Below are 25,756 nucleotides of genomic sequence, written 5' to 3'. Positions count from 1 at the left end.
AGTTTTTAAAACCTCAACTCACCGGCCTTTTGCCCAATATTAAGAATCGTATGTTAATAGAGTGGAAAAAAGACACCAAAGAAAACAATAATCAGTCCCTGTCATTCGAGGTAATCACCGCGCACGATGATGACCGACCTGTTTATCTTGCCGGAAACTTCAACAATTGGACAACAGAAGACGAAAACTACCGGTTAGAAAAAATAGAAAAAGGCAAATATCGCTTTGTTTTTCCAAACGACATTTCCCTCCCCGAAACCTTGGAATATAAGTATGTAAAAGGAGGTTGGCACAATGTTGAAACGGATATTTATGGAAATATTCCACCCAACCGGATGACAGAAAAGAAATCGGGGTATGTCTCAGATAAAATTTTCCGGTTTTTGAAAGACGGACAAGCGCATCTGCAAAAGTTCCTGCCTAAACTCATTTTGCTCACTGATGGAAAAGACGTTACCGGAATGAGGCGAAAACGCAAAGTTTGGGCTTTATTGCCTTACAATTACGACCAAACCCAAAAACATTACCCGGTTTTATACCTCCACGATGCCCAAAACCTCTTTGACGATTATGCACCTTTCGGCAACTGGGCAATAGACCGAAAATTAGCTATCCTTGCCGAACAGGGAATGTCTGACCTGATTGTCATTGCCATCGAACATGCCGGTAAAAAAAGAATAGCCGATTTCTCGATTATGCCAGGCACTACCGGAACACAGGAAGGACGCAAATACGTCAAAATGATTGCCTCCAAACTTAAACCCTATGTTGACGCTAAGTTGCGAACCTTGACCGACCGCCAAAACACCGGCATTGGTGGTAGTTCTCTTGGTGGGCTTGTCAGTATCTATGCCGGGTTGACTTTTCCCCAAGTGTTCAGCAAACTCCTGATTTTCTCCCCTTCTCTTTGGATGAACCCACATATTCACTTTGAAGCAATGCACTTTGAAAAAACCTATCAAACCAAAATTTACATGTATGCCGGCGAAACCGAAAGCGTAAATATGGTTCCTAACGTCCTCAGGTTTAAGGAAACCCTCCAACATCAGGGCGTTGCTCACAACAATATTCATTTCAGAATTAACATTGACCCAAAAGGAAAACACAACGAGGCTTACTGGGGAGATGAGTTCCCCAAAGCAATAGAATGGTTGTTTTTTACAAACTGACAGGCTAACGATTACTTCACTTAAATAGCTAAAAGAATTATGAACAACAAAAAAGATGCCTTTCCCGAAAACTTGATTATTCCGTTATTAAAAAATGATTTACTCGGAAAATCCCTCGAAAAAATTGCCCGCCTTGCCGGAGTAGATGCCGCTTTGCTTCAAGCTGAGTTCAAAGCTGAGTTTAAAGAAGTGCTGAGTATATATGCCGTTAACCGGAACAAACCGGAGTTGAAAAAAATCTATCTCCTTGGTTTGGGAGGACTTAATCTTATGCCCGAAGTGCTGGATGCCTTCCGAAGTTTGGGCAAAAGAGCAAACGGCAAAATGTCAAAATCGGTTGGGCTTGAATTGTTGTTATCAAACGCTCCAAGAAGGGCAGAAATAGTTAAAAACCTGTCAGAAGCAGCTATCAATGGACTTTTACTCAGCCAATATAATATAGGTATTTATAAAACCGCTGAATCCGAAACACCGGCAGAAAAAGAGGACTATTCAGTCCGGGTTTTTACAGAAAGTAGATTTAATGACATTGTTGAAAAGGCATTAGACAAAGGCACAAAATTAGCCAAAGCACAATTGTCGGTATTTGATTTGGTCAATGGAGCAAGTAACAGCATTACTCCTAAAAATTTAGGAGAGTGGGCAGAAAATGCCGGAATCCAATATGGGTTTAAAGTAAATGTTTTTGAAAAAGAAGAAATCCAAGAACTCGGATTGTATGCTTTGCTCGGAGTAAATCGGGGCAGCGAATTTCCTCCCACTTTCTTAGTCATGGAATATCTTCCCAAAAATCAAAACTCAACTAACCAAACCCTACCTAAAATTGGGTTAATAGGTAAAGGTGTTACTTATGATACAGGCGGGCTGTCCATCAAAACAGTCAATATGCAATACATGAAAAGCGATATGGCAGGAGCTGCCGCCGTATTGGGTACTTTTCAGGCTGCTGCTACCCTTCAGCTCCCTGTCCATTTGATTGGGGTTATTCCGGCAACTGACAACTGTGTGGATGCGAAATCTATCAAACCGGGAGATGTCATCGGCTCTTATGCCGGCAAATCTATTGAGGTGGATAATACAGATGCAGAAGGCAGACTTATCTTAGCAGATGCCCTCTCTTATATCAACAGAAACCACCAACCGGATGTGATGATAGATTTAGCTACCCTGACAGGCAGTTGTGTTGCAACATTTGGTTACAGGGTTGCCGGGTTATTTTCCAACAACCAAGAATTGGCAAAACAATTGTTTGATGCTGGCCAACAAACCGGTGAATATCTTTGGCAACTGCCAATCTGGGATCTCTATAAAAAAGCCATAGTGTCCGATATTGCAGACATTAAAAACAACAATCAGCCTCCTGTTGCAGGGGCTATTGCCGCTGCTAAGTTTCTGGAATTTTTTATTGAGAACCACAATGCCTGGGCACATTTAGATATTGCAGGTACCGCCTTTGGCGACAATGAATACAGCGGCCAGAAAAGCGCAACTGCTTATGGAGTTCGCCTTTTAGTTGCTTATCTGGAAAAATTAGTAAAGTAATTTCAAGAAAATTGCAGTCCGATAATCTCCGGTTGATTTAAATCAATCCTTTTACCATGCAAACAAGGGGTATTGCTTCATCAGCAAATTTACCTCTTGTTTGACGGCTGCAATCTTTTGGGGATTGTCAGCATTCATAATAACCGTGTCTATCCATTCTGCAATTTGATACATCTGTGATTCTTTCATCCCCCGTGAGGTGATAGCTGAGGTTCCAACCCTGATTCCCGAAGTGATAAAGGGTGAGCGGTCGTCAAATGGAACCATGTTTTTATTGACGGTAATATCGGCCATTCCCAAAGCCTGATCCGCTTTTTTCCCACTAATATTTTTATTGCGAAGGTCTATCAAAATCAGATGATTGTCTGTTCCACCGGAAACGAGGTGGTAGCCTTTTTGGTTAAAAACTAAGGCCAATGCCTGCGCATTTTTTCTGACTTGTTCCATATATTTTCCATACTCCGGAGTCAGAGCTTCGCCATAAGCAACAGCCTTTGCAGCAATGATATGTTCTAAAGGACCGCCCTGAGTGCCCGGAAAAACAGCGCTGTCTAACAATGCACTCAACATTAGCTTTTCGCCTTTCGCATTGGTGATACCAAAAATGTTTTCCATATCCTGACCAATCATAATCATGCCTCCCCGCGGTCCCCTCAAAGTTTTATGAGTAGTGGTGGTTACAATATGGCAATGTGGAAGGGGGTTGTTCAACAAACCTTTTGCTATAAGACCGGCAGGATGTGCAATATCCGCCATTAACATGGCACCAACTTCGTCGGCAATTTCCCTGAACCTTTCATAATCCCAGTCCCTCGAGTATGCAGAGGCTCCGCAAATAATAAGTCTGGGCTTAGATTGTTTTGCGATTGCTTCTGCCCTATCCATATCTACCCTTCCGGTGTCTTCATTTACCCCATAAAATACAGGACGGTAAAGTTTACCGGAGTAATTGACAGGGGAACCGTGTGTAAGATGTCCGCCATGCGAAAGATCAAATCCGAGAATTGTATCCCCCGGTTTCAATATTGCCAACATAACCGCAGCATTAGCCTGTGCCCCTGAATGAGGCTGTACATTTGCCCAGGCAGCTCCGAAAAGTTGTTTGGCGCGGTCTATTGCTAATTGTTCAATCTCGTCAACTACTTCGCAACCACCATAATATCGTTTACCCGGATATCCTTCTGCATATTTATGGGTTAAAACACTACCCATAGCCTGTCGAACTTGTGGGCTGACAAAGTTTTCGGATGCAATAAGTTCTATACCTTTAAGTTGACGATGCTCTTCTTCCTGTATCAGGTTAAAAATAGTTTCGTCAAAATGCTTGTCAGAAACTGCTGATATGCCGTTCATAATCTGTTGATTTTTTAGTAGGCGGCAAAGATACACAAATTAAATGACTAACATGTTGAAAAGCCAGGTTGATACAATAAGCTTATCAATTGGTTTCAAAGATTATTCCCTACTATAAATACGCAAATTGTTAGGCAAATTATCAAAGTTGCAGTTGGTAAAAGGTCAACTTTCAAAATGCTTTTGAAAGGGAGGCTATAACTTTTAAAGAGTCAAACTTTATCTTTGAATTATGTAAAATTACAAACACGATTGCCAAAGGTCTTTTCCATTAGCAAAAAAACCAAACAATAGCAGCATACTTAAGCCTTATAAGTTAAGGAGTTAGATACATAAAATCTTTACCATCAGAACACAATTAGAAGTGAGGAATTGGGAATCTACTGACAGTATTGACTATGCAATTAGAGAAAACCTATATAATGCAGGACAACCGGTCAATTAATAATTGCAAGATCATTCTAAGTGTATGCGGTTGACAAAGTTTTCAATAATATATTCTTCCATGTTGATGTGAAGCATTTCTTCTTTTTCCTGCAGATCATGGAAAATCCACATCATGATGATGCTGAGCAACAACGCAACTAACGTAGTATCGAAAGCGAGGTACATGGAATTGGTGATATTGGCTAACCCTTCAGGAGTATCTGCCTGATGCGCAAAACCTAATGCTTGAGCTATACCAAGAATTGTTCCGATAAATCCTAATGATGGGATTGCCCATGCAATATATCGAACAATGGATTGTTTACTTTCAGCTCGCGAGTAATTCATTTTTACCTGAGAGGAAACCACACTTAACACATCGGAAACAGATTTGTCTGCTCTGAATTTAGTGGCTGCCTTTTTAATAATATCTACAATCAGGTACTTGTTTTCTTTTTCAAAATCAATCATCTTTATTTTCAACTCGTTCACATCATCCGGTGACAAAACCCATTGCTCTTGTTCCGGCAATAAATGTAGTGTCAGGCTTTTGCTTTCGTAATTGATTTTATTTAAAAGAGATACCAATTCAAAAATTCCCCAAAAAAAGGCGATATAAGTGATAAACTGAACAATACCACTTGGCATATCCCCACCAAAAATCTGAAAAATTCGCTGGAAAGTTGGTTGCCCCACCATGTTAAACCCGGCAACAAAAACAGCGGAAAGTAAAATTGCCGAGATAAGTCCTAATAAAAAGTTTTTTAATCGTTGCTGATTCATTGTATTTGTCAGATTGTTGTTTTTGAATGGATAATGGAATGGATGAAAAATTTATTTGCGAATAGCTACCGTATCGGTAAACTCTGAATTTTGTACACTATTTGCAGCCGAATAATGATCGTCTGTTGCATCTGTACTTTTGAAAACTAATTTGGTGGTACCGACTTGAATCGTATCACCGTCATTTAAAAAAACAGATTTGTTTTTAGGCATTCTTTCAGCTATACCATTGATATAAGTGCCATTAGTACTTGGGTGTCCTCCGCGCAAACTTCCGTCATCGGCTAACTGATAATGGAAGCGATGCAGAAAATCTTTAGTAATATAAATAATGGAATGAATCCGGCTGACATATTCATCGTCTTCAATTCTGATGTCCACATGATGCGGTCCATCAGGTCTTCCAATCACATTTTTCCCTTCAAACAATTGATAGGTTACCGGCAGTTTGCCTTCGGTATGTACAACAAGCCAACCTGCAATTATTTTTCCTGACTTTTCGGGATTTTTATTTTGCTTAATAATGACCTGTCCGGTTACACCTTTCTCGATTTTCTCGTCAGGTTTTAGCTTATCTAATATGGTTTTGATGTCCACCTGTTGTTCCTGAATGCGAAAAACATCATTGATAGATCTTTCAGGAGCAGGCTCAACTTGTTTAATATTTTCAATAATAACTTCATCAGGTTGAGGGTCCGGTTGTTCTACATATTGATTGAGTGGATAATTACAAAATTTACAACGATATTTTGGTGCTACGACGGGAGTTACTTTTTTACAATTATAACACTGAATTTTTGCCATTGATTTTTTAAAATTTACTACTTTTTAAAAGAGGGCTAAAGATAGAAAGTTGATTAGAAATTCTGATAGTTTTTAAGCAAAAGAGTGAATAAACCCAATATATTCCGACAAATCATTTCAAAAATTTTGAGTTTTAAAGGTACTACCTTTATCAATACCGGCATTTAAACGCAACATCTTAAAGAATATGTTGCAGGTTGGTAAAATCTGCCAAGCATTAGATTAAAAAATTTGTCTGTAACTATAATAAAACTCAGGTTAACCTTGATAAAGCTGGAAATGAAGTATTAAAGCACTTTCTTGTTCAATGAAATTCAAGCTTTGAAGAGATTTCTACCGATGGCAATCTTCAGGATTTACCAATTTAAAAATGAAGTAGGTTTACAAAGTATTATTCTTTTGTTACTTATTGAAACTTTTTAAGCACTTTTTAAATTACCTTATATATCCCACCATATAGATTTTGCTTATGCCTATGCAACTGAAATTTTACCCCATAATTTGTCTTCCTGCATTTTTGTTTCTTATTTTTACCCGTAGGATGTACTCATGCAGAAATTCGCGATTACTCACAACTTCAACAATCTTTTGAACAGATTGATTCCATTGGAATTGCAGAATATACACAACCAATTGAGCTTCGACAGGAAGTTTTAGGTAAAATAAAATCTTTTTTGGCCGCTTATCCCAAGAGCAGATTTGCAGATTCTCTAAAAGTTTTGCATGAAACCTACATGGAAGAACTGCAACATCTGACTGCTGAACAGCAAGAATTTGTCAAACTGAAAGAACAGGTTGATAAGGCCGAAACAGCTAGTCAGATTGAAGAATGCCACCGTGATTTATCGGCTTTCATAGTTTCATATCCCAATTGTCCGATGAAATCAGAGTTAGACGATATAAATTTGTATTTGAATTATTTGAAAAATATAGCACCAACAAACCCGGACTCAATTTTAAATCTCAAAGAACTGAATACGTTACTCGATCAATGCCATATTTTATTGAAACAACTCCATGGTATATCTTATAAGCCGAAAATTGAACATCGTATCAGGATGCTCGAAAGCAAACTTCACAAGATATGCGATCAAGAAATCAACTCACAAATTGCAAATATGGAACAAGAAATGGAAACTCATGCAACAAATTTGTTGCGATTAAAATGTACTTGCCTTAAGCTTCCTAAAACTGTTAAACGATTTGTTGGATTTAAAACACCGGATCCAATCGAAGTAAATTCAAACAGAAACGACGAACTTTCTGAAATATCCATTACCCATACCTATCAATATTTGGCTCCTTACGGTTTTCTTTGTAGCGAAACAGCCTTATTTGCGATTGAAACCAAAGGAGTGATCAATAAAAATTGTAAAGAAGGAATTAGTTATCAGATTTCGGCTAATATGCCAAATCCTCCAATTTTAAAGGAGTAGTTTTGTGAAGTCGCAATAAAAATTAGCTTTCGGTTTTATCAAAATCATTTTCAGAATCTGGCATTGTCATAAGAAGTTGAAAGTAGAAAGTGGTACCTTTATCGGGTTCCGAATGAAACCATATTTTCCCTCCGGCTTCCTCAATAATTTTTTTAACCATTGCTAATCCAAGTCCCATACCAGTAATTCGTGTGGTAAAGTTTGGTAAAAAGATTTTATCCCTCAATTCTTCGCTTATTCCTTTTCCATTGTCTTGAATTGATATAGTCAGATATTGATTTGATGCAGGCAAAAAGTTAATCGTTATGATGCCTTTCCTTTCATCCGGTATTGACTGAATTGCATTTTTAATTAAGTTATTGAAGACTCGCAGCATTTGGCTTCGATCAGCAAAAACAAAATAAGGAGCTCCGGTTAAATTTGAGTTTATCTCTACCTCGTTGTTATTCTTATAAAGTTCTATTGAATTCAGGGCCACTTCATTGAGATTAAATCTTTGGATATTGGCTTCGGGTAATTTTGCAAAATCAGAAAATTCGGTGGCAATTTGAGATAATGCGTCTATTTGCTCCACTAAGGTTTTGGAAGTCCTTAGCGAATGTTCAGCAATATTTGGTTTTTGATCATTGATTGCCCTTTGAAGTAACTGCAAACTGAGCTTCATGGGAGTCAGACAGTTTTTGATTTCATGTGCAATTTGTTGTGCCATCTCCTGCCATGCTATCTGTCTTTCCTGTGCTGCAAGAAGCCTGACATTTTTCACCAACTCCTGAATGGTTTGATTGTATTGTGAAACCAATTCTCCTACAGCATCATCATGCGGCCAATCCAACATTTCATTTTCTTCTCCTAACTTCACTCCTTTCAATTTATCGCTGATCATTTTTAAGGGATTGGTTATGTTAAGCGCAATAAAATAAGCCAAAATTATCCCTATCAAAAAAAACAAAAAATAAATATTGATGAGGGTTGTCATAAAACCGGTTAATTCGCGATTTAACGCTTTTTGTCTCGCATAATATGGTAAATTCAAAAAAGCAATATTTTCCAAGCCTTCCTCATTTTTAACCGGAATATATCCTGATTGATAGTTAAGTTTTCCAAACTTTTCAGTTTGAATAAATTGATTGCTTTTTTTTACAGCCAACCAATGCCACGCTATCGGGTGCATCAGTTTAGATACATAACCATTATTAAATATCTTTATCAAAGAAGAAGTAATCAATGTTCCGGATTTGTCGTACAGATTAATGTCAATGTCATATATTTTTGATACATCTTTTAAAATCTCAGACATTTCTGATTTATCAAACAGGATAGAATCTTTCATGACAGGGATTGGGCTAAGTGAGTCACTTTCTAAGATATTAAATTTATACTCTGTGTTTTTTTGGTTCTTAATTTTTTCAACTAAGTTTTCAATTGTAGCAAGTGCTTCGTTTAATTTGCGTGTCAGTTGTTCGCTATGTTTTTCATTAGACCGATTATAGAAATTAGATAGCGTAACAATACCTACAATTATGAATGCCAGTATGTTTGTGACTAAAATACTTAAATAAATGCGTTTTTGAAGTGAGGAAAAAAACAAATTTTGAAAATCAGTTCTGCCGTTGTTGATATTGAAAATAGCTTTAAAAATTATAGTTGCAAGCAGCAATACTATGGAAGCTATAAATAAATAGGAAGCCAACGACAAAAAGGAATAGAGCGTGTTAACCGGTTTTGAAACAATCACCATTTTTACCGGTATTTTTGTTATGCTTTCAGTTTCTGAAGAGAACAGGCTTTGATTGGGTGCCCAATATAATAAATGTGAAAAATTGTTTTCTGTAAATGTAGTATCTATACCGCCTTCATATCGCAATAACTTATTTGGTTGATGCATTCTATATATATAACTGCCGCGATAACTTTCCAACTGATTGTTTTGATAAATTGCATAGTTATATTCTTCTGTTCCTTTGGGTTCCGATAAAGTATCATTGGTAAATATCTCCGGATACACACTTTCTTGCCGCCCTGTTTTAGGTTCTAATTCAATAACCAAATATCCAATTGGAGCTGGAAGAGTCATTATTTCATTGGTATCAAAAATTGGCAATTTCAACAAATAGTTGTAGCCGTTTATCTCATTAGGCACCAGATACAAATAACTGTTATTGGTATTGATACTGTTGAATCCTATCTTTTTGTTAAAGGCTTCTAACAAAAACAAATTGTTTTGCCGGTCAATAGGTTTGCCTTCAATATTAAATGCTAACACATTCTGGACTTCATATTTTTGTGAAAATTCGTCTAAATACCTGCTAATTATATAAGTTTTGAACTCATCTTGCTTAGTTAGAGCTTGACCTTTATAATATTTTTGAATTTCAATATCTTCGGTCAAAGTGGTTGCTATATTATCTATATATGCTTCGAACACCATATCTTTCTGTATAGCCTTAACCCTTGCAAATGCTTTTCTTTTTTCAATTTCATGATTTAGAGTATGAATATAAATTAAGGCTGAGGCGAATAAAGTCAGGGCAGCCAGCCAAAATACTGCCTTATCGGTAGCTATTATCGGTGGAAATTCTATAACAATATATGGATATGCCACCATAAAAGCCACAAAGCCTATAAGAACTGGTATCAGTTCAATTTCAAAAGAGAAGAACAGAAGATAGAAGCCTGTAAAAAAAAGGAAAATGCCCAAAATCAGCAGTTGAAATTTGAGCGGAATTTTAAGGTTCAACAGAAAAATACCAATCAGTTGTAAAAAATAAAAAAAAGATACAAAATACAAGACAACACAAAGCATGGCCAGCAACGTAGGCTGCTCAAATTTGAATAAATAGGAAAAATCTAAGGAAATGTCAAAATTCATTATGATTAAATGAAACAAATATGCAGCCATTCTTACTGCAGCAAAAGTTCCAATTAATGCAACTGTAAATTTGAACAGGCGTAGATGCAGAGATTGGTCCTGGGTTTTTGCTTTAATTCGATAATGGTAAAAGAAACTTAAAAACCAGGCTAAAAACAATAAAGTTATGCATAAATCACCCAAAGTTCCTTTAAAAATTGTCTCCCCAACAACAGAGGTGTTGAATACCGGTAAATTTTCGAGTGTTGCAGGCAAATCCAACAAGAAAACCAAAATCCAAACAACGAATACAGATATACCAAAAAAAATATAGCTCAATAAAGGGTCATAACTATTTATCAAAATGATTGCGATTAATTGAATCGCCACTAACAATAATACAATTCCTAAAACTTGAAAGGCAACCGCCCACCAGTTTATAAATTTATTTATTAAAGACTTTTGAAAATTAATATACAAAGATCTGTTCAGACCATTTTTACCTATGACTTCCCAATCTTTGTTTTGATGTTCACTGAATACAATATTTTCAGGGATGTTCAGTGCAGGGTTGTAAGAATTTAAAAGGCTGGGATTTTTCCCGTTGTACGTATATTTTATGGGTAAAAGTGCAATGATAGAAACTCCCTGTAGTTCTGAATGATTTCCGGAATGTTTCCTTATAATCAGTTGGTAATACGCATTTGCAAGTTTTACAAAATTTACACCGTCTGTATATTGTTCGAACCAATATTTTTCCTCCGGAATGATTTCATTGTTGCTCCAAAAAATCAATTGCTCTTTTTTATAAAGCAAAATGCTATAAGGTTTGTCGAAAAGTGCTTTTATGTCGGTTTCAGTATAGTTTCCATCAACCAGGCTCTTTAACAGTGCTTTATCTTCCAAAAGCGTATAAAAATCTTTTTCCCAAAACTCTAAGCGTTCAGAAATTTGGTTTGAAACTAATTCTAAAGTTTTTTGCTTTGTTGTGTTTTTTAGGAAATATACGGATAAAGAAAAAAATAAATGCTGCTGACAACAGCATCACAATTGGTTTAAGTTTTGGGTTTGAAGTTAACGAAAAAAACAAATTTTTAATACTCATATCATTAATTCCGACAAAATCGGATGTTGCCATTTAATTAAACATCGAAAATAATATAAACCGTTTTATCTTGCTCCAAATATTTCTGGCTTTCGTCATAAAAGATAGTTTGTCTTTATATTTTTACAATATTGTGATAATTGATCAGTTTGGCTTGGTTTGAAACACTAAAATTACATGACTACAATAGCACACATCATTAATCCGGTAAAGGTCAAAAGAACCTCTGATTTGTTTTATGCGCAACCAATAACTTTTGAATCTCTTAGAACAGCTAAAGCGTATGTTCAAGGAAAAGTTAAAATTGAGTTGTTTACCGCTCAATTTGAAGAAGATGTTGAAATTATTCCGTCCTATTTTACACAAACACCGATGTTGACCCGATCGGCTCCTGATTTTGCCGAATTTTCAATTTACCGAAAACTGCCTTTAATCAGCGATATTTTACAACGGTTATATGAAGCCACCAATTCAGAATATCTGATTTATACAAATGCCGATATTGGAGTAGTACCTTTTTTTTACGAAACTATTCAGCACTATATCAATCAGGGGCATGATGCCTTTATTATCAACCGAAGACGTATTTCAAGCAGATATCGCATGCCCGAAGAACTACCTGCAATAATTGCAGAAGTTGGACTTCCTCATCCAGGCTTCGATTGTTTTGTTTTTCACCGCAATTTATATCCATATTTAAAACTCGGACATATCTGCGTTGGAGTGCCATTTATTGAAATAAGCTTGTCGCACAACTTGTTTTGTTTTGCACAAAATTTCATTCTTCTTCACGACAAACATCTTACTTTTCATATCGGACGTGAAGTCATCAAAGATTGGGCAGATAAGGAATATGTTAAGTTTAACAAAAAAGAGTTTGCTGAAATTAAAGCTTATTTAATGCCATTGTTCGATATTCGAAAGTTTCCATACGCCGATTTACCCTTCCTTCAACGCTACCTGAGTTGGATTTTCAATCCGGCTATGCAAATAAAAATTTGTACTCTATTAGAATGGAGAGCTTTCAAAAAACGAGTTCGATTTCATTTTAACGAATTTTTCTTTAAGTTTATCAATGATTGGCGTTAATAAATGCACTAATCAGCCCGGTTTTATCTTATACTAAACCAAATATATAGATTACCCAATCTTTTGCTGCCTGATTCATAGCATTTGCTTTTCCGTTTAATTTAAAGGCTTTTTAAAGGAAAATTCAACAATCATTATAGGCATAAGGCGAGAAAAGTGCCGAAAAAACCTGTTTCAAAAGGATTTTTTATTGCAATTTTAACATGTGAAATTGAAATGACAGAAGTTTTAATTGCCATTTCAAGAACTAAAATTGCAATATTGATAAGTTAAATCAACATATCTATCTTTCCAATTTCAATTGTTTTCCTAAAAATTATAATTCGAAAGTTTTTAATTGCAATTTCAGACATTTTAATTGACTTTTGCTTTTTTAAAATTGAAATTATATGGAGCAAAAAAGCAATTTTGTTGAATAAAAAAGCAATTTTAACCTTTAAAATTGAAGCATTTTTTCCTCATTTTACCCACTAAATTTACAAAAACAGAGCATGGTGTGCCAAATCTTTAAGAAGAGTCATGGCTTTCCGAGACTGTTATTTTGATTGACCGGTAGGCATAAATTACCGGAGGGTCTTTTTTTTAAAAAAAGTTTTCTGCGATAATAGGTCAAAACTAAAGGAATGAAAAAATCAACCAAAGGTTTCAGGTTAGCAATCGGTTTCCACAATTAACGAAAAAGGAATTTCTTGTTGAAGGGAGGTTTCGTTTAGCCGTTGAAGGAGATAAATGCCGTGTTGATTTTTTCCGATATTTAGAATAGCCTGATTACCAACCTTTTTTCCCCCAAGTTTTCTAAGGTTCTCTGTATTCAACAGATAGTTTTCTTTCGTCAATTCATAATGAAGAAATAAGTTTTCACCAATACCGGTTTTGGTTAAGGGTTGATACCCAAGCGCTTCATTGTATCGCCTTGCTTTGAAATTTTCCCGATGTACTTTAATGCAGGTCGTGTTTACAGGAAGGAAGTAAAAGACAAAATTCAGCATTGCCAGAACTGCAAAAACCGGCACATGACTTCCGACAGATTGCTCATGCCAAATAAAAATTCCACACTCTGCCGTTTTCGTTTGTATGTTAATTTTTGAGGTACTAATTAGTCCGACTTTTTGCTCATTATGTTCAATGATAAAGAAAAAGTTTTGAATGTTATTGATGTTTAAAAACCATTCAGCCTGCATTTCAGCAGTAATAAAATTCCGGTATTCCATATACCGGTTTATTGCCGGGTTATTTCGCCAATTACGAATCAGTTCAATATCTGTTTCTTGAATTAGGGACAACTTAATGCCATATTGAGTCCAATTCATGGCAAAAGGGTTCTGATAGCGTATTGAGGTTTTTGATTTTGTCCCATATAAATCCTTCTAAGATATTCGCCAATAATGCCCAAACAAAACAGAATAATGCCGGTCGTAAAAAAAATAGCAGTAATCAATGAGGTAAAACCTAACTGGAATCCCCAAACCATGTTTCCATAGATATAATAAAGCCCGACACAAAAGAATGAAAATGCAAATAACAAACCTCCATAAGTCATTAACCTTAGTGGAATTGCAGTATAATTTATTATAAGGTCGAGCGTAAAAAAAATCAGTTTGAACAACGGATAACCGGATGTTCCTTTCTTGCGTTTTTGGTGTTCAACAGGTGTGGCAGCTATCTTTGAAGTGTACCATTGCAGAAGCTCGTCAATATAAATAAAATTATGGGTATGCAGAATAATATTGGCGATCACCTTTCGGCTTATCAGCCTGAAGGATGAGCCCTCATTGTGGGTTCCTGCTCCTAATTTGAAGGTTTTTCGCACAATATAGCTTCCAATTCGCTTGATAATGGCATGTTTTTTAATTGGATAAGAACCATAAACAACATCCGCCTGAGTTTGATGCCGGCATTGAATCAGTTTTTTGATTTCCTCCGGAGGTGTTTGCAAATCGTCGTCAATGGTAATGATGATGTTCCCCTTTGCATATTTACATCCGCATAATGTTGCGTTATGTTGTCCGTAATTTTTAATCAACTGAATAGCGACTATATGCTTTGGAAAGTTTTTTTTCAATTGAATAATTTTTTGCCAACTGTCATCGGTTCCGCAATCTTCCACAAAAATGACTTCAAAACCTGCCTGCAATTCATCAAATACTTGTTTGATACGGGAAAATAATTCCTCCACTGTGATTGCGCCGTTAAATACAGGCACTACCACAGAGTATTCAATTTCAGGCTTTGGTGAAAGTTGGAGCATTTTTTTGTGAATAGAAATCCTGCTTATTAATTAAATGAACCCATCTTCCTAAAAGGGTGCAAAATACCCTTTTTACCCTTTTTCACCCTATCATTATATCTTTTGCCCGTATAAATTTTGAGTTCTACGAAAAAGATGCTGCACTAAAACTCAAAATTTATGAACCTACATTTAAACCGCCATCCATTTGTAATGTGGTGCCGGTCATCCATTCTGAAGCATCCGACAGTAAAAAGGCAATGGCGTTGGCTATATTTACCGGCTTTCCCGTTCCAAGCGGGTATTGATTTGTGTGTTGGTGCATCAATTTGCCGGATAGTTTTTCTTTTGTCTGTTCATACATGGGGGTTTGAACCATCGCGGGTGCTATACAATTTGACCTTATTTTCTGATGAGCTACTTCTAAGGATAAGGTTTTGCTGAATGATTCCAACGCTGCTTTTGAAGCAGCATAAGCTGCACTACCTTTATAGGGAAACTGAGCGGCAATTGAGGTAACAAACACGATGGATGCGCCGGGAAGTATTTTTTTTTGCCGCAATAAATTACTGACCAAAGCCTGAGCAGCCATAAAATTGAGTTGAAACAATTCTAATGTTGTTTCGGTTTGTAAAAACTTGATGGGTGTGGATTTCCATATTCCGGCACAATAAACCAATCCATTTAATGGGGGCAACTGTTCTGTGAGGGCTGATAACTGGTTTAAGTCTGTCAAATCTGCACAAAAGTGCCGGTGTTGGTTCTCGTCCAATTGGGAGAAACATTCTTTTAAGCGGGCTTCGTTTTTTCCGGTGATAATAAGTTTTGCACCTAATCCCGACAGTGTGAGCGCTGTTTGTTTTCCAATTCCCGATGAGGCTCCGGTAATCAAAATGGTTTTTTCGGACAAACTGAACGGGTTCATAATTACCATGTTTTGTTAAAGTTCAATTAGTGGCAGGCAAACCATGGGTGATGTGCGAATAATGGCAGAACCCCACGACAAACCCACTCCAAATCCGGAAAGTAATACATGCAGAGAACGCCCGCTGAGTTGTGATTGCATTTCTGTAACCATCGTTACTGGAATAGTTGCGCTGCTTGTGTTTCCATATTTAAAAAGCGAGGAAGGCACTTTTTCGTCCGGCAATTGTAGTTTTCTTTTGATGCTTTCATTCATCAGCTTGTTTGCCTGATGAAAAACAAAATAATCTATTTCCGAGACCTTGTGATTGGTAAAGTTAAACAGGGCTGAAACATTGGGAGCAACTTCGCGAAGTCCGAAATTAAACACTTCTGTTCCGTTCAATAACATCTGAGGCTTTTTCTCCGGATCTGCATGGTCTAAAACCGACTGATTTCTTGCTCCGCTTTCTTTTACAATTATTGCCTCAAATCCGGTTCCGTCACTTTGGAGGTTAAAAAAAAACGGGATAGAATTTTCATCCCAACTTAAGGCAGTAGCGGATCCGGCATCTGAAAACAAAGGGGCAGTGGTTTTGTCTGTTTCGGAGATGATTTTGCTCAATACGTCTCCGACTAAAAGCAACCCCTTTTTACCTTTCATATTTGACAGCAGGCCGGCAATAGCGGAAAGTCCGTAAACATAGGCGGAACATCCCAGATTGATGTCAAAAGCGAGGCATGAGGTCGGCAGTCCCAACCTTTCTTGTAAAATGACGGCAGTTGCGGGTGTCTGATAATCAGGAGTTTGTGAAACGAAAATCAATAATTCTATGTCTTTTTTGCTCCAGTTTAATGCTTCGATAAGATTGGTTGCTGCTACAAAACACAAATCGGAAGCGCAAATATCAGGGGGAGCAATTCGCCGGAAGGCAATTCCGGTTGTTTTTATCAGCAGGTTTTTTTCACGCTCGGACAATCCCGGGTAATTATTATTGGCAACCTCATTTTTGGGAACACAGGCAGCAAGTCCTGAGACGGTAACGTTAGAAATTGTAAGAAATGCCATAATTTTTAAGTCGAGGCGAAAAAAGAATGAATTGGTTTAGACAGTTTGTATTTATTTGCTGCTCAAGGTAATCCGATCGAGAATTGTGCGGTAAATATCTGATACCGTTACACAATTCTGCAGGTCTTCACCCGAAAACGGAACATCAAATTCCTCGTCTATCAGCGCTATTACCAAAAGGGCGTGCATCGAACTCCATTCTTCCAATTGTTTAAACTCGGTTTCGGGCAGGATTTGGGAGGCATCTGTCAGGTCAAATTGCTCGCTGAACTTTTGCAGAAAATGATTGAGATCCATAGGGTTGTTTTTTATTATTCAGGTGTCAGATTTTCTTTTTTATTTTTCCTGAAATGGTAAATATTGAATTGAAGCAGACTGATTGCCAATTAAAATCTTAGACTTTTTGTGCTGTTTTGTTTAAATAATTTTTGACGCTGACTTCCCGGAAAACCAAGATTTAATAATCACTCAAATAATAGCTGTCTGTATCGGGATGATGCCGAATGACCTTTGGCAAATTATTTAAACTGATGTAAAGGTAGCGCAAATAAGGAATATCGGCAAGGTAAAACGGCTTGAAGAGTTTCCCCAATAATTTCTGTTTGTTGAATGGCTTTGAAACTTTATCCGGATTGGCTGATGATACGTGGTTCTGCTTTGTTTCATTTTCATCCACTATATCCCCTGTTTTTGGAAAAGTGATGTACATAGGTCTAAGGACGGTAAATAAATCTTCCTTTTCAAAAAAGTTGCGACATAAAAACAGGTTAAACGATTCGGTTTCAGGGGCTTGTTTGTATTTTTCCTCCACTGATTTCCATAAAAAGGTTTTCCACACCATAAAACCGGTATTCAGACTGGCGTTAATTTCAGAAATACGGGCATTGTCAAATCGTTCACGGGTCCATCTGTATTTGGGCAGGGAAGTCCGATTGTCCAGAATATCTTCATGAGGATGCCGCGTTGTTAAAATCCAGTTTACATCTCCTAACCGGGAAAATATTTTCGCCAGCATACTTAATGAATAAGGTTGAAATACCCCAACGGGCTGCAGGGCAATTCCGGTAACTAATCCCTTAGAACGGTTAAGAGCTTCTATCATCGAATCTTTAGGTTTTGTTTCCGGTTCGGGCATTGGTATGAACTCATAATGTTCTATATTAAGCAACAAGGGGAGGATGTTTAAATCGAACCAGTTTTGGGTGATGTCCGGGCGGTATGCCGCAAAAATTAACTGGAGATTTGGGTAGTTCTGGACGGTTAAGGAGGTGATTGTGTTGATGAGATTTTCTGTTTGGGTTGAAAGAATAGGAATAATTATGCTGATGGAGGGGAATTGCTGCATTTCTCCAAAAATCTGAGGGGCAATGGAAGAAATGCGGTAGTAGTTTTTAAATGCCGGAAGTCCGGATGACTGAACATCATTCGTTCGTGCGAGCTTTATGGTTTTACCTTCCTGCCTGAAAATCACATTCAACACGTTTGGGAACATGGTTTGTCCGTAGGTGAAGATTGCGGCAGACGCTTGTTTTGAGGTCAGCACGTAAGGGGTTTGGATTTGCTCTTTTTGTTTTGTTCCGTACAAGTCAACGGTATAATTATACCCCTTTAAATGAGGTGCATACTGATTTAGACAATCAGGCTCAATTTCAAAGTGTGCGTCATACATTGCTTTTGAAACAAGGGGGGACACAAACCGGTAAGTCTTTTTTTCCATTTGCAAGGGCACCTGGAACAGCCCTTTAGTCAGGGCATTTGTGCCGGTTTCACCGGGGTTTGTGGTCAAAGACAATCGCGGAAACACGAAGTGCAGACCCGCTTCGATCATGTACGATATAAAATGTTTCTTCCACGAATGTTCAGACCAAGCACTTAAATACTTTGGATATAAGGATTTATTCAGTTCGTGTCCGGGGTTGTTTGATAGCCATTCTTCAAAACCCGCCCATTGTTTTTTTGTCCAAACCTGCCCCCATGAGGATGCTGTCCGGATAAAATAGACATCACTTCCATCGTCTATGGGAGCAAAGGGGTAGTATCCGTTTTCGGTAATCTGATAATTGTAGAGCGAAATTCCAGCTATCGTATCTTCTTTGACGTAGTGCGACAGAGATTGGATGGCGTATTCGTAAAAAAAGGGGGAAACAAGTAGGTCATCTTCTAAAAGGATGATGCTTTCATATTCTGCGGTCAGGCTTCCGCAGCAGAGAATATGATTTTTTAACCCTAACCGGTGCTGATGGGTGATGATGTTTTTAGTTCCATGTTTCCAATTGAAATTTTGGGCAATGGTAAGGACTTCCTGAACCGGTGACGGGTCAATGCTGATGATTAAAGTAACGGGACGATTGGGGTAGTTTGCCTGCGCGACCAAATCCAACAACCGTTGCAGACATTGGGGGCGATTATAGGCCGGTATTACAATGGCAGGTGTAAAAATATCTGGCATTTTATACCCTTTTTGATTAGATATTGTCCGGTAAATGTGGGCTAATGTAAATCTTTTTCAGACAATATCGCAAGTTTGATTTGTTGGATGATGCTGTCTTTAGTTTCCGGCGCTATGGGCGATTGCCTTAAATAGACCACGACAGAATCTGCCTCCTTTAGTTCCAAAACATTGTCTTTCCAGATTGTCCACAGGCGTTGGATGTTTTGATTCATGGCCGAGGTATCTCCGGCCTGATAGTTTTCGTAAATTCTGTCTTCCAAGGGGGTAAAACTTTCCATGCGATGGCCGGCTTGTTCTCCTAATTTGTATAAATCAAAACTTTGGCTGTTGCGGTCGTGGGCTTCGAAATAGACATACCAATGATGGTCTTCGACTATCCGCGAATAGGTGGGGTAGGATGAGAATGGCCAGGAATGGATGCCGGTTAATCCGCAGAAGAAATTGATTATGAAAAACAAGCTGCCTGTTAAGAAGGTAAACCGGAACCCTTTTTGTTTCCAGTTTTGGGTAAAACTAAGGGTTTTTGTTTCCGTGCAAATGAGATTTGAAGGTGTGCGGCCTTTTACCCAACCTTTTACCCGTTGGCCTATTCCCGAAAAATTGATGTATGAAGAATAGGTATGCTGCAAATCCTGAAAGCCGATGTTCATAAAATACAAGGCGGATTGGTGAAAGCTCAAGCCTCCCCAAAAACTGAATAATCTGGTCAAAGGGGTCAGGATTAAGAACGGGTAAAACAGTTCGAACAGAATCAGGAAAATACCGCCGGTATGCGCCAGCAACGGATACCGGTCTATTCTGAAGCCGGGCATCGCATTGTAGTTCTGAAGCCATTCAATCTGTATCTGGTTGATCATGTTGTTTCCCAAAGCCCAATCTAACCCGCAATCGCGCAGCTTGACGATGCCCGCAAAGAAATAGATGATGCCGAAGTGCAACCAAACGAACTTTAAGGGAAGCGAATACAGGGGGCTGATTGTTTGCTCCAACGTTTGTTTTCTGAGATATTTCCTGATGAGGGCATCGAGCGAGAACACATCGGCACAACGACTGAAAGCGAGGATGGCGGGAAACCATACCCAGATTTGCTGGTGAGCTAATTTTCCAAAAAACATAGGGACACCCAACAGGTAAACAGAAAGGGGAATGTTGAGCAGCAAAGCCGGGCGGGTAAATAGTCCGACTGTGATGAACCATGCCAATACCATGCCCGCAATTCCAGTAATATGGTATAGTTCGGGATTGATGGGGACGTTTTGAATAAACCAACCCATCATTGGGAGGCTTACCCGCGATTCTTGCGGCATCGTTGCCCAAAACGGGGTGGTAAATGTTCGATAATGGTAAAACCCGAACAGGTACAATCCTATCAATGCCCTGAAAATGGCAAGGTTAAAGGCTGAAGTGGGGGTTAAGAAAAATTGTTTTGTAAAGGGGAGTATCTGATTTCGTCCGGTATAAATCAGACAATAGGCCAAATAGATCAATGACAGGATTAAAAGATAGCTGATCCAGAACTGCACTGCGTTAAATACAACCTTGTCTGAGATGGCAAACCGCGCGATATAGTATAAGGTCGTTCCGGCAAGGGTTAAGACCATCGTACTGAGGGCGGCTTTGAAAAGGGCTTTGGGGTAAGTGTCCGAGCTGAGTATTCCCGTAAGGGCAACTACCTTTCCGGGTAGGTTTATCGTTCTGATTTTTCGCCAGAAAAAAAACAAAACTACCGTGCCGGACAAAAACAAAACCAGCGCTGTCAATCTGTAATATAGCAGATGGTTTTCGGGGAAAATTGATTTTAAATAGAGGTAGTACGGGAAAAAAATGCGGTTGATGATGTTGAGAAAGTTGTCCCTGAAACGGAACGGGAAATTCATAAAGAACAGGGAGAAGGTAAACAGGATAAATGCGCCTTGAATCAGCCTGCCCGATTCCAATCTTTGCGCGAGTTTTTGACCGATTACCTGTATGTTTTGAATTTGGAACATGGGCGCAGTGATTTATTCATAGATAAACAAATCGCCGTACAGGGCTTTTACCTGTCTGATTACCTCCGGATGATCTTGCACGATGACTTTTCTGCCTTGTTTTGCCAACTCAACCGCTAAAGCTAATTGTTGGGATTCTTCGAGAATGACCGAGCCTTTTTTGTAGCTGACATGGTCAAAAATGATTTCGTCTCCGACCTCGTGATTTTCGAGCATACGCCCAAGCTGAAACTGAAGATGGCGTTTATTGACCTCGTCTGTTGCGCGGCTGATTAAAAGGGGGTAGTTCTGATTTTCTGCAAAAATGTTCAACGCGCGGTTGTCTCTTGGAAAACACGGGCCTCCGTAACCATATCCATAATTGAAATATTTATGCCCAATCCTGCTGTCTGCGCCGATGGCGGCGAGGATTTTACCGGGTTCTGCACCGGCCTGAATGGCTAAATCGCCGATGGCATTGGCAAATGAAATCTTGGTGGTCAAAAAACAATTGGTTGCTAATTTGCAAATTTCCGCACTCAACCGGCTCATTCTGCAAAACACCGGTTTGTTGCGGCAAATTTTTTCATAGACCTTCACAATTTTATCACCTGTCTCCGGGTTGGCTTCGCCAATCAAGACCTGATCCGGGAATTGCTGGTCTCTAATGATGCTGCCTTGTGCGATAAATTCGGGATTGTAGCTCAACGTATAGTTAAACGGTGCGAGTTCTGCGGCAAGCAAGTCGCAATATCCCGGCATGGTGGTACACATAATGACCAGATGCCGTTGTTTTTCGGAAATTCCTTTGCGTTTAAGTTCTTCGGCGACGCGCTCAATCTGTTCGTGATTATAGCTGCCATCTTCGGCGGTTGGGGTGGCAACCACGATAAAGATGAGTTCGGCCGTGCTGTTTAACGCCTCGTCAATGTGAACGGTCGCCTGAAAATTCTGGCTTTGCGAAAGGTATTCGCTGACGTGCGGTTCGGTTGCGACCAATAGCTTTTGGTTTATCTGTTCGACATACTGTTCTGAGATATCCACACCGATGACCCGATAACCCGCCTGTTCGAGGTTAAGGGCAAAACATAGTCCGAGTTTTCCAATTCCGAGAAGGGCGATAGTTTCCATGCGGGATTTAATGGGGTAAAAAAATCAAAGGGCTTGTTTGATGCTAAGCTGAATGCGTTTGCGGGTAAGGTCAATATGCAGCACTTTTACCTTGACAATTTGCTGCACTCTGAGTTCGGTTTTGGGGTCTTTGATGAATTTGTTGGCAATCTCGCTGACATGCACCATGCCGTCCTGATGCACTCCGATGTCAACAAAGGCTCCGAAATTTGTAACATTGGTGATTATCCCGTTCAAAATCATGCCCACTGACAGGTCTTCGATGCTGTTGATGCCTTCGGAAAAACTAACCTGCTCAAATTCGCTCCGGGGATCCCGTCCGGGTTTTGCCAGTTCTTCCATGATGTCGTTCAGGGTGGGCAATCCTACCTGTTCGGTGATGTATATTTTTAAATTTACCTTTTCCCGCAACTCCCGTTTTTTGACCAAATCCAATACCGTACATTGATTGTCCTTTGCCATTTTCTCGACAATGGAAAAACTTTCGGGGTGAACAGCTCCGGCATCCAAAGGATTGACGGCATCGGGTATGCGGATGAATCCCGCTGCCTGTTCGAAGGCTTTCGGACCGATTCCGGGCACTTTTTTCAGGGTTATTTTTTGGGTGAACGCTCCGTTTTGGTTTCGATAGTCAATGATGTTTTGCGCAAGTTTGTTGCCCAACCCTGACACATAGGTCAGCAACTGTTTGCTTGCCGTGTTGATATTTACCCCAACACTATTGACACAACTGATGACCACATCGTCGAGCGATTGTTTCAACAGGTTCTGGTCAACATCGTGCTGATACTGCCCCACCCCGATTGATTTAGGGTCAATCCTGACCAACTCTGCCAACGGGTCCATCAGCCTCCGGGCAATCGAAACTGCCCCCCTGACGGTGATGTCTTTATCCGGAAACTCCTCTCTTGCCACCTCTGATGCCGAATATACAGAAGCCCCGCTTTCGTTGACCATCACTATCTGAATGTCAGGCAGTTGAAGGCTTTGAACAAACGCCTCTGTCTCCCGGCCTCCCGTTCCGTTGCCGATGGCGATGGCTTCAATTTTGTATTTTTCGCAAAGGTCTGTGAGGATACTGACTGTTTCATAGCGTTTTGCAGGGCTTTTTTCAAAAGGAAAAATAGTGGTATCCTGCAACAGCTTCCCTTCTTTGTTGAGGCAGACCACTTTGCAGCCGGTTCTAAAACCCGGGTCAATGCCCAGGATGTTTTTTGCCCCCAAAGGCGGTGCCATCAGCAGATGCCGGAGGTTGTCGGTAAAGACATGAATGGCTTCAACATCGGCTTTGGCTTTGGCTTCGTTCCGAACCTCGGCTTCCAATGAATATTTCATCAGCCTTTTCCACGCATCATGGACTGCCATCCTGACCTGATCGCCGCAAAGATTGCTGCTCACCACAAACGTCTTTTCCAGAATGGCAACGGCACGTTCTGCGTCCGGCTCAATATGCACCCTGAGTAAATCTTCGGCTTCGCCGCGCATCATCGCCAGAAAACGATGGGAGGGAATGTTGCGCAGCGGCTCTGACCAATCGAAATAGTCTTTAAACTTTGCGGCTTCGGTTTCTTTGTCTTTGATGACTTTTGACACCATCAGCCCCGTATTGACAAACAATCGCCTGATGAGCGCACGCGCACCTGCATGTTCGCTGATGACCTCGGCAATGATGTCGCGCGCACCGGCAAGGGCTTCGAGCGGGGTAAAAATTTCCTTGCTTTCGTCCACATAACCGGCTGCTAATTTCACCGGGTCTAAGTTTTTTTGCTCCATAATTGCCTGCGCAAGCGGCTCCAACCCTTTTTCGCGCGCAACAACTGCACGGGTGCGGCGCTTGGGTTTAAACGGCAGGTAAAGGTCTTCCAACGCTGCCATATTGTCGGCTTTGGTGATGGCTTCGCTAAGTTCGGGAGTCAGTTTACCCTGTGCTTCGATGGTTTGTAAAACATATTCGCGGCGTTGTTCTAATTCCCGCAGCTTTTGCAGCCCGTCCCGGATGGCGGCAATCTGAACTTCGTCCAAACTACCGGTCAGCTCCTTTCGATAGCGGGCAATGAAAGGAATGGTAGCCCCTTCGTCTAAAAGAAGAATGACGGCAGCAACCTGTTTAAGGCTCAGGTTCAGTTGTTTTGCAAGTTGTTGAACAATTTTTTCAGTCATCACAAAATCATGGTTTGTACCGTGCAAATATAAGAGAACATGTTTAGCGGTTTTTTTTATTTTTTAACCTGCCATATTTGCACTAAAAGTGAAAAACTAAAAGTGAAAAACTAAAAGTGAAAAACTAAAAGTGAACAACTAAAAGTGAACAACTAAAAGTGAAAAACTAAAAGTGAAAAACTAAAAGTGAAAAACTAAAAGTGATATAAACCTTATTACCTTATTCTTTAGACGATTTAAGGATGTTCAATAAGGTAATCAGGTTCAACAAACCCCTACGAAATTAACCTTGTCAAAATTTAAAAAAGTCCGGTTTGTTTCGGGGAGGAGAGTAAGGGTGAGTTATCAACATACTTTTGCGTAACATCAGTAAAAGGGTTAAACTTGATTTTGAGATGATTGCCTATATTGGCCATGCAACGATTGACAGCGTAGAGGAAGGAGGCTATCTTTTTCGGGATAACTAAATCTGAAATTATTTCTATTTGCCCATCGGGATGTTTTCTCGTTACATATCCGCAAAGGGGCAAAATAATACAAACTGTTGATACTGCAATACTTAATGCAAACGGCTTTGTATTCTTTGCCCTTTTTACCTTCGCTTACGGCGATGCGGTTTTCCAACCATTGTATTTCGGTTTCGGTAAAAATGGTTAGGCTATAGTCCGAATTTCTAAGTATTTCATGAATGTTGCTCATTTGATATTACTTTCTATAAAGGGTGATGCTATTTCAAGAAAAAAGCAAATGTACGGCTATCACCCGTAAAACAATCAGAAAAAGGAAATCTTCGCATAAAGCGACGACCTCAGAAAAATAATCTCCCCTCCAATTCTTCATTTTTAGCCTTATTTTCTTCAAAAATTAACCGGATAGGTTAATGCTTTAACCGGATGGGTTAATGCTTTAACCTGATTGATTAATGCTTTAACCTGATGCCTTAAAGCTTTAACCTGATGCCTTAAAGTTTTAACCTGATGCCTTAAAGTTTTAACCTGATGCCTTAAAGCTTTAACCTGATGCCTTAAAGCTTTAACCCTATACCTTAAAGTTTTAACCTGATGTCTTAAAGCTTTAACCTGATGTCTTAAAGCTTTAACCTTATGCCTTAAAGCTTTAATCTGATGCCTTAAAGCTTTAACCAGATACCTTAAAGCTTTAACCCGATACCTTAAAACTTTAACCAGATGCCTTAAAGCTTTAACCGGATGGCTTAAACTTTTGAGCTTTTTGGTTGTTATTTCAGTGTTTTGAGTTCAAAAACACAGTTTGGGCGATAAAGCAGCAAAAAA

At 39.2% G+C, this 25,756-nt stretch carries 18 protein-coding genes; 4 read left to right on the top strand and 14 right to left on the bottom strand.

Going from position 1 to position 25,756, the window contains the following annotated elements; translation table 11 throughout:
• Positions 1 to 29: 29 nt before the first annotated feature.
• Both IPM47_12465 and IPM47_12460 read left to right on the top strand, forming a co-directional pair.
• Positions 30 to 1,169, top strand: a complete 1,140-nt coding sequence (locus tag IPM47_12465) for a carbohydrate esterase (GenBank protein ID QQS27693.1) — start codon at positions 30 to 32, stop codon at positions 1,167 to 1,169.
• Positions 1,170 to 1,208: 39 nt separating this feature from the next.
• Positions 1,209 to 2,711 (top strand): leucyl aminopeptidase, encoded by a 1,503-nt coding sequence (locus tag IPM47_12460; GenBank protein QQS27692.1) that lies wholly within the window; start codon positions 1,209 to 1,211, stop codon positions 2,709 to 2,711.
• 51 nt (positions 2,712 to 2,762) lie between these two features.
• Here the strand turns inward: IPM47_12460 and IPM47_12455 are convergent, their stop codons facing one another.
• The 3 genes from IPM47_12455 to IPM47_12445 form a co-directional block, all read right to left on the bottom strand.
• Entirely contained in the window at positions 2,763 to 4,064 is a 1,302-nt protein-coding gene (locus IPM47_12455; protein ID QQS27691.1) for a serine hydroxymethyltransferase, read from the bottom strand.
• Positions 4,065 to 4,520: 456 nt separating this feature from the next.
• Positions 4,521 to 5,273, bottom strand: coding sequence for a MotA/TolQ/ExbB proton channel family protein (locus IPM47_12450; GenBank protein ID QQS27690.1), 753 nt, complete (start codon positions 5,271 to 5,273; stop codon positions 4,521 to 4,523).
• 51 nt (positions 5,274 to 5,324) lie between these two features.
• On the bottom strand, positions 5,325 to 6,077 hold the full coding sequence (locus tag IPM47_12445) for an FHA domain-containing protein (protein ID QQS27689.1): 753 nt from the start codon (positions 6,075 to 6,077) through the stop codon (positions 5,325 to 5,327).
• 734 nt (positions 6,078 to 6,811) lie between these two features.
• On the opposite strand from IPM47_12445, the gene IPM47_12440 reads away from it, so the two are divergent.
• The gene (locus IPM47_12440) at positions 6,812 to 7,513 is read left to right on the top strand and encodes a hypothetical protein (protein ID QQS27688.1); all 702 of its coding nucleotides are present in this window, start codon (positions 6,812 to 6,814) and stop codon (positions 7,511 to 7,513) included.
• Between the two features lie 22 nt (positions 7,514 to 7,535).
• Here IPM47_12440 and IPM47_12435 read toward each other — a convergent pair whose 3' ends face one another.
• Entirely contained in the window at positions 7,536 to 11,267 is a 3,732-nt protein-coding gene (locus tag IPM47_12435; GenBank protein QQS27687.1) for a GHKL domain-containing protein, read from the bottom strand.
• 376 nt (positions 11,268 to 11,643) lie between these two features.
• Between IPM47_12435 and IPM47_12430 the strand changes: the two genes are divergently transcribed.
• Positions 11,644 to 12,555: a hypothetical protein gene (locus IPM47_12430; GenBank protein ID QQS27686.1), complete on the top strand. Its 912-nt coding sequence runs from the start codon at positions 11,644 to 11,646 to the stop codon at positions 12,553 to 12,555.
• Positions 12,556 to 13,205: 650 nt separating this feature from the next.
• Here the strand turns inward: IPM47_12430 and IPM47_12425 are convergent.
• The 10 genes from IPM47_12425 to IPM47_12380 form a co-directional block, all read right to left on the bottom strand.
• Positions 13,206 to 13,865 carry a GNAT family N-acetyltransferase gene (locus tag IPM47_12425; GenBank protein QQS27685.1) on the bottom strand — a complete coding sequence of 220 codons (660 nt, stop codon included), beginning with the start codon at positions 13,863 to 13,865 and terminating at the stop codon, positions 13,206 to 13,208.
• On the bottom strand, positions 13,862 to 14,803 hold the full coding sequence (locus IPM47_12420) for a glycosyltransferase family 2 protein (protein QQS27684.1): 942 nt from the start codon (positions 14,801 to 14,803) through the stop codon (positions 13,862 to 13,864). The genes IPM47_12425 and IPM47_12420 overlap by 4 nt, the downstream gene beginning before the upstream one ends.
• A gap of 157 nt (positions 14,804 to 14,960) precedes the next feature.
• Positions 14,961 to 15,707 (bottom strand): SDR family oxidoreductase, encoded by a 747-nt coding sequence (locus IPM47_12415; protein ID QQS27683.1) that lies wholly within the window; start codon positions 15,705 to 15,707, stop codon positions 14,961 to 14,963.
• 15 nt (positions 15,708 to 15,722) lie between these two features.
• Positions 15,723 to 16,757: a ketoacyl-ACP synthase III gene (locus tag IPM47_12410; protein ID QQS31464.1), complete on the bottom strand. Its 1,035-nt coding sequence runs from the start codon at positions 16,755 to 16,757 to the stop codon at positions 15,723 to 15,725.
• Positions 16,758 to 16,805: 48 nt separating this feature from the next.
• Positions 16,806 to 17,051, bottom strand: coding sequence for an acyl carrier protein (locus tag IPM47_12405; protein QQS27682.1), 246 nt, complete (start codon positions 17,049 to 17,051; stop codon positions 16,806 to 16,808).
• A gap of 160 nt (positions 17,052 to 17,211) precedes the next feature.
• The gene (locus tag IPM47_12400) at positions 17,212 to 19,203 is read right to left on the bottom strand and encodes a glycosyltransferase (protein QQS27681.1); all 1,992 of its coding nucleotides are present in this window, start codon (positions 19,201 to 19,203) and stop codon (positions 17,212 to 17,214) included.
• Positions 19,204 to 19,244: 41 nt separating this feature from the next.
• Positions 19,245 to 21,194 (bottom strand): hypothetical protein, encoded by a 1,950-nt coding sequence (locus tag IPM47_12395; GenBank protein QQS27680.1) that lies wholly within the window; start codon positions 21,192 to 21,194, stop codon positions 19,245 to 19,247.
• 12 nt (positions 21,195 to 21,206) lie between these two features.
• The gene (locus tag IPM47_12390) at positions 21,207 to 22,304 is read right to left on the bottom strand and encodes a UDP-glucose/GDP-mannose dehydrogenase family protein (GenBank protein ID QQS27679.1); all 1,098 of its coding nucleotides are present in this window, start codon (positions 22,302 to 22,304) and stop codon (positions 21,207 to 21,209) included.
• A gap of 24 nt (positions 22,305 to 22,328) precedes the next feature.
• Positions 22,329 to 24,464, bottom strand: a complete 2,136-nt coding sequence (locus IPM47_12385; protein QQS27678.1) for an RNA-binding transcriptional accessory protein — start codon at positions 24,462 to 24,464, stop codon at positions 22,329 to 22,331.
• A gap of 378 nt (positions 24,465 to 24,842) precedes the next feature.
• Entirely contained in the window at positions 24,843 to 25,163 is a 321-nt protein-coding gene (locus tag IPM47_12380) for a hypothetical protein (protein ID QQS27677.1), read from the bottom strand.
• Positions 25,164 to 25,756 lie beyond the last annotated feature (593 nt).

This window comes from Sphingobacteriales bacterium, from assembly GCA_016700115.1.
Lineage (GTDB): Bacteria > Bacteroidota > Bacteroidia > Chitinophagales > UBA2359 > UBA2359.
This window is presented reverse-complemented; position numbering and strand designations above follow the sequence as displayed.

Excerpts from the sequence above, each read along its gene's own strand:
- IPM47_12460 (QQS27692.1), top strand. The coding sequence starts at position 1,209 with ATGAACAACAAAAAAGATGCCTTTCCCGAAAACTTGATTATTCCGTTA.
- IPM47_12455 (QQS27691.1), bottom strand. The coding sequence starts at position 4,064 with ATGAACGGCATATCAGCAGTTTCTGACAAGCATTTTGACGAAACTATT.
- IPM47_12450 (QQS27690.1), bottom strand. The coding sequence starts at position 5,273 with ATGAATCAGCAACGATTAAAAAACTTTTTATTAGGACTTATCTCGGCA.
- IPM47_12445 (QQS27689.1), bottom strand. The coding sequence starts at position 6,077 with ATGGCAAAAATTCAGTGTTATAATTGTAAAAAAGTAACTCCCGTCGTA.
- IPM47_12440 (QQS27688.1), top strand. The coding sequence starts at position 6,812 with ATGGAAGAACTGCAACATCTGACTGCTGAACAGCAAGAATTTGTCAAA.
- IPM47_12430 (QQS27686.1), top strand. The coding sequence starts at position 11,644 with ATGACTACAATAGCACACATCATTAATCCGGTAAAGGTCAAAAGAACC.
- IPM47_12425 (QQS27685.1), bottom strand. The coding sequence starts at position 13,865 with ATGAATTGGACTCAATATGGCATTAAGTTGTCCCTAATTCAAGAAACA.
- IPM47_12420 (QQS27684.1), bottom strand. The coding sequence starts at position 14,803 with ATGCTCCAACTTTCACCAAAGCCTGAAATTGAATACTCTGTGGTAGTG.
- IPM47_12415 (QQS27683.1), bottom strand. The coding sequence starts at position 15,707 with ATGAACCCGTTCAGTTTGTCCGAAAAAACCATTTTGATTACCGGAGCC.
- IPM47_12405 (QQS27682.1), bottom strand. The coding sequence starts at position 17,051 with ATGGATCTCAATCATTTTCTGCAAAAGTTCAGCGAGCAATTTGACCTG.
- IPM47_12400 (QQS27681.1), bottom strand. The coding sequence starts at position 19,203 with ATGCCAGATATTTTTACACCTGCCATTGTAATACCGGCCTATAATCGC.
- IPM47_12395 (QQS27680.1), bottom strand. The coding sequence starts at position 21,194 with ATGTTCCAAATTCAAAACATACAGGTAATCGGTCAAAAACTCGCGCAA.
- IPM47_12390 (QQS27679.1), bottom strand. The coding sequence starts at position 22,304 with ATGGAAACTATCGCCCTTCTCGGAATTGGAAAACTCGGACTATGTTTT.
- IPM47_12385 (QQS27678.1), bottom strand. The coding sequence starts at position 24,464 with ATGACTGAAAAAATTGTTCAACAACTTGCAAAACAACTGAACCTGAGC.
- IPM47_12380 (QQS27677.1), bottom strand. The coding sequence starts at position 25,163 with ATGAGCAACATTCATGAAATACTTAGAAATTCGGACTATAGCCTAACC.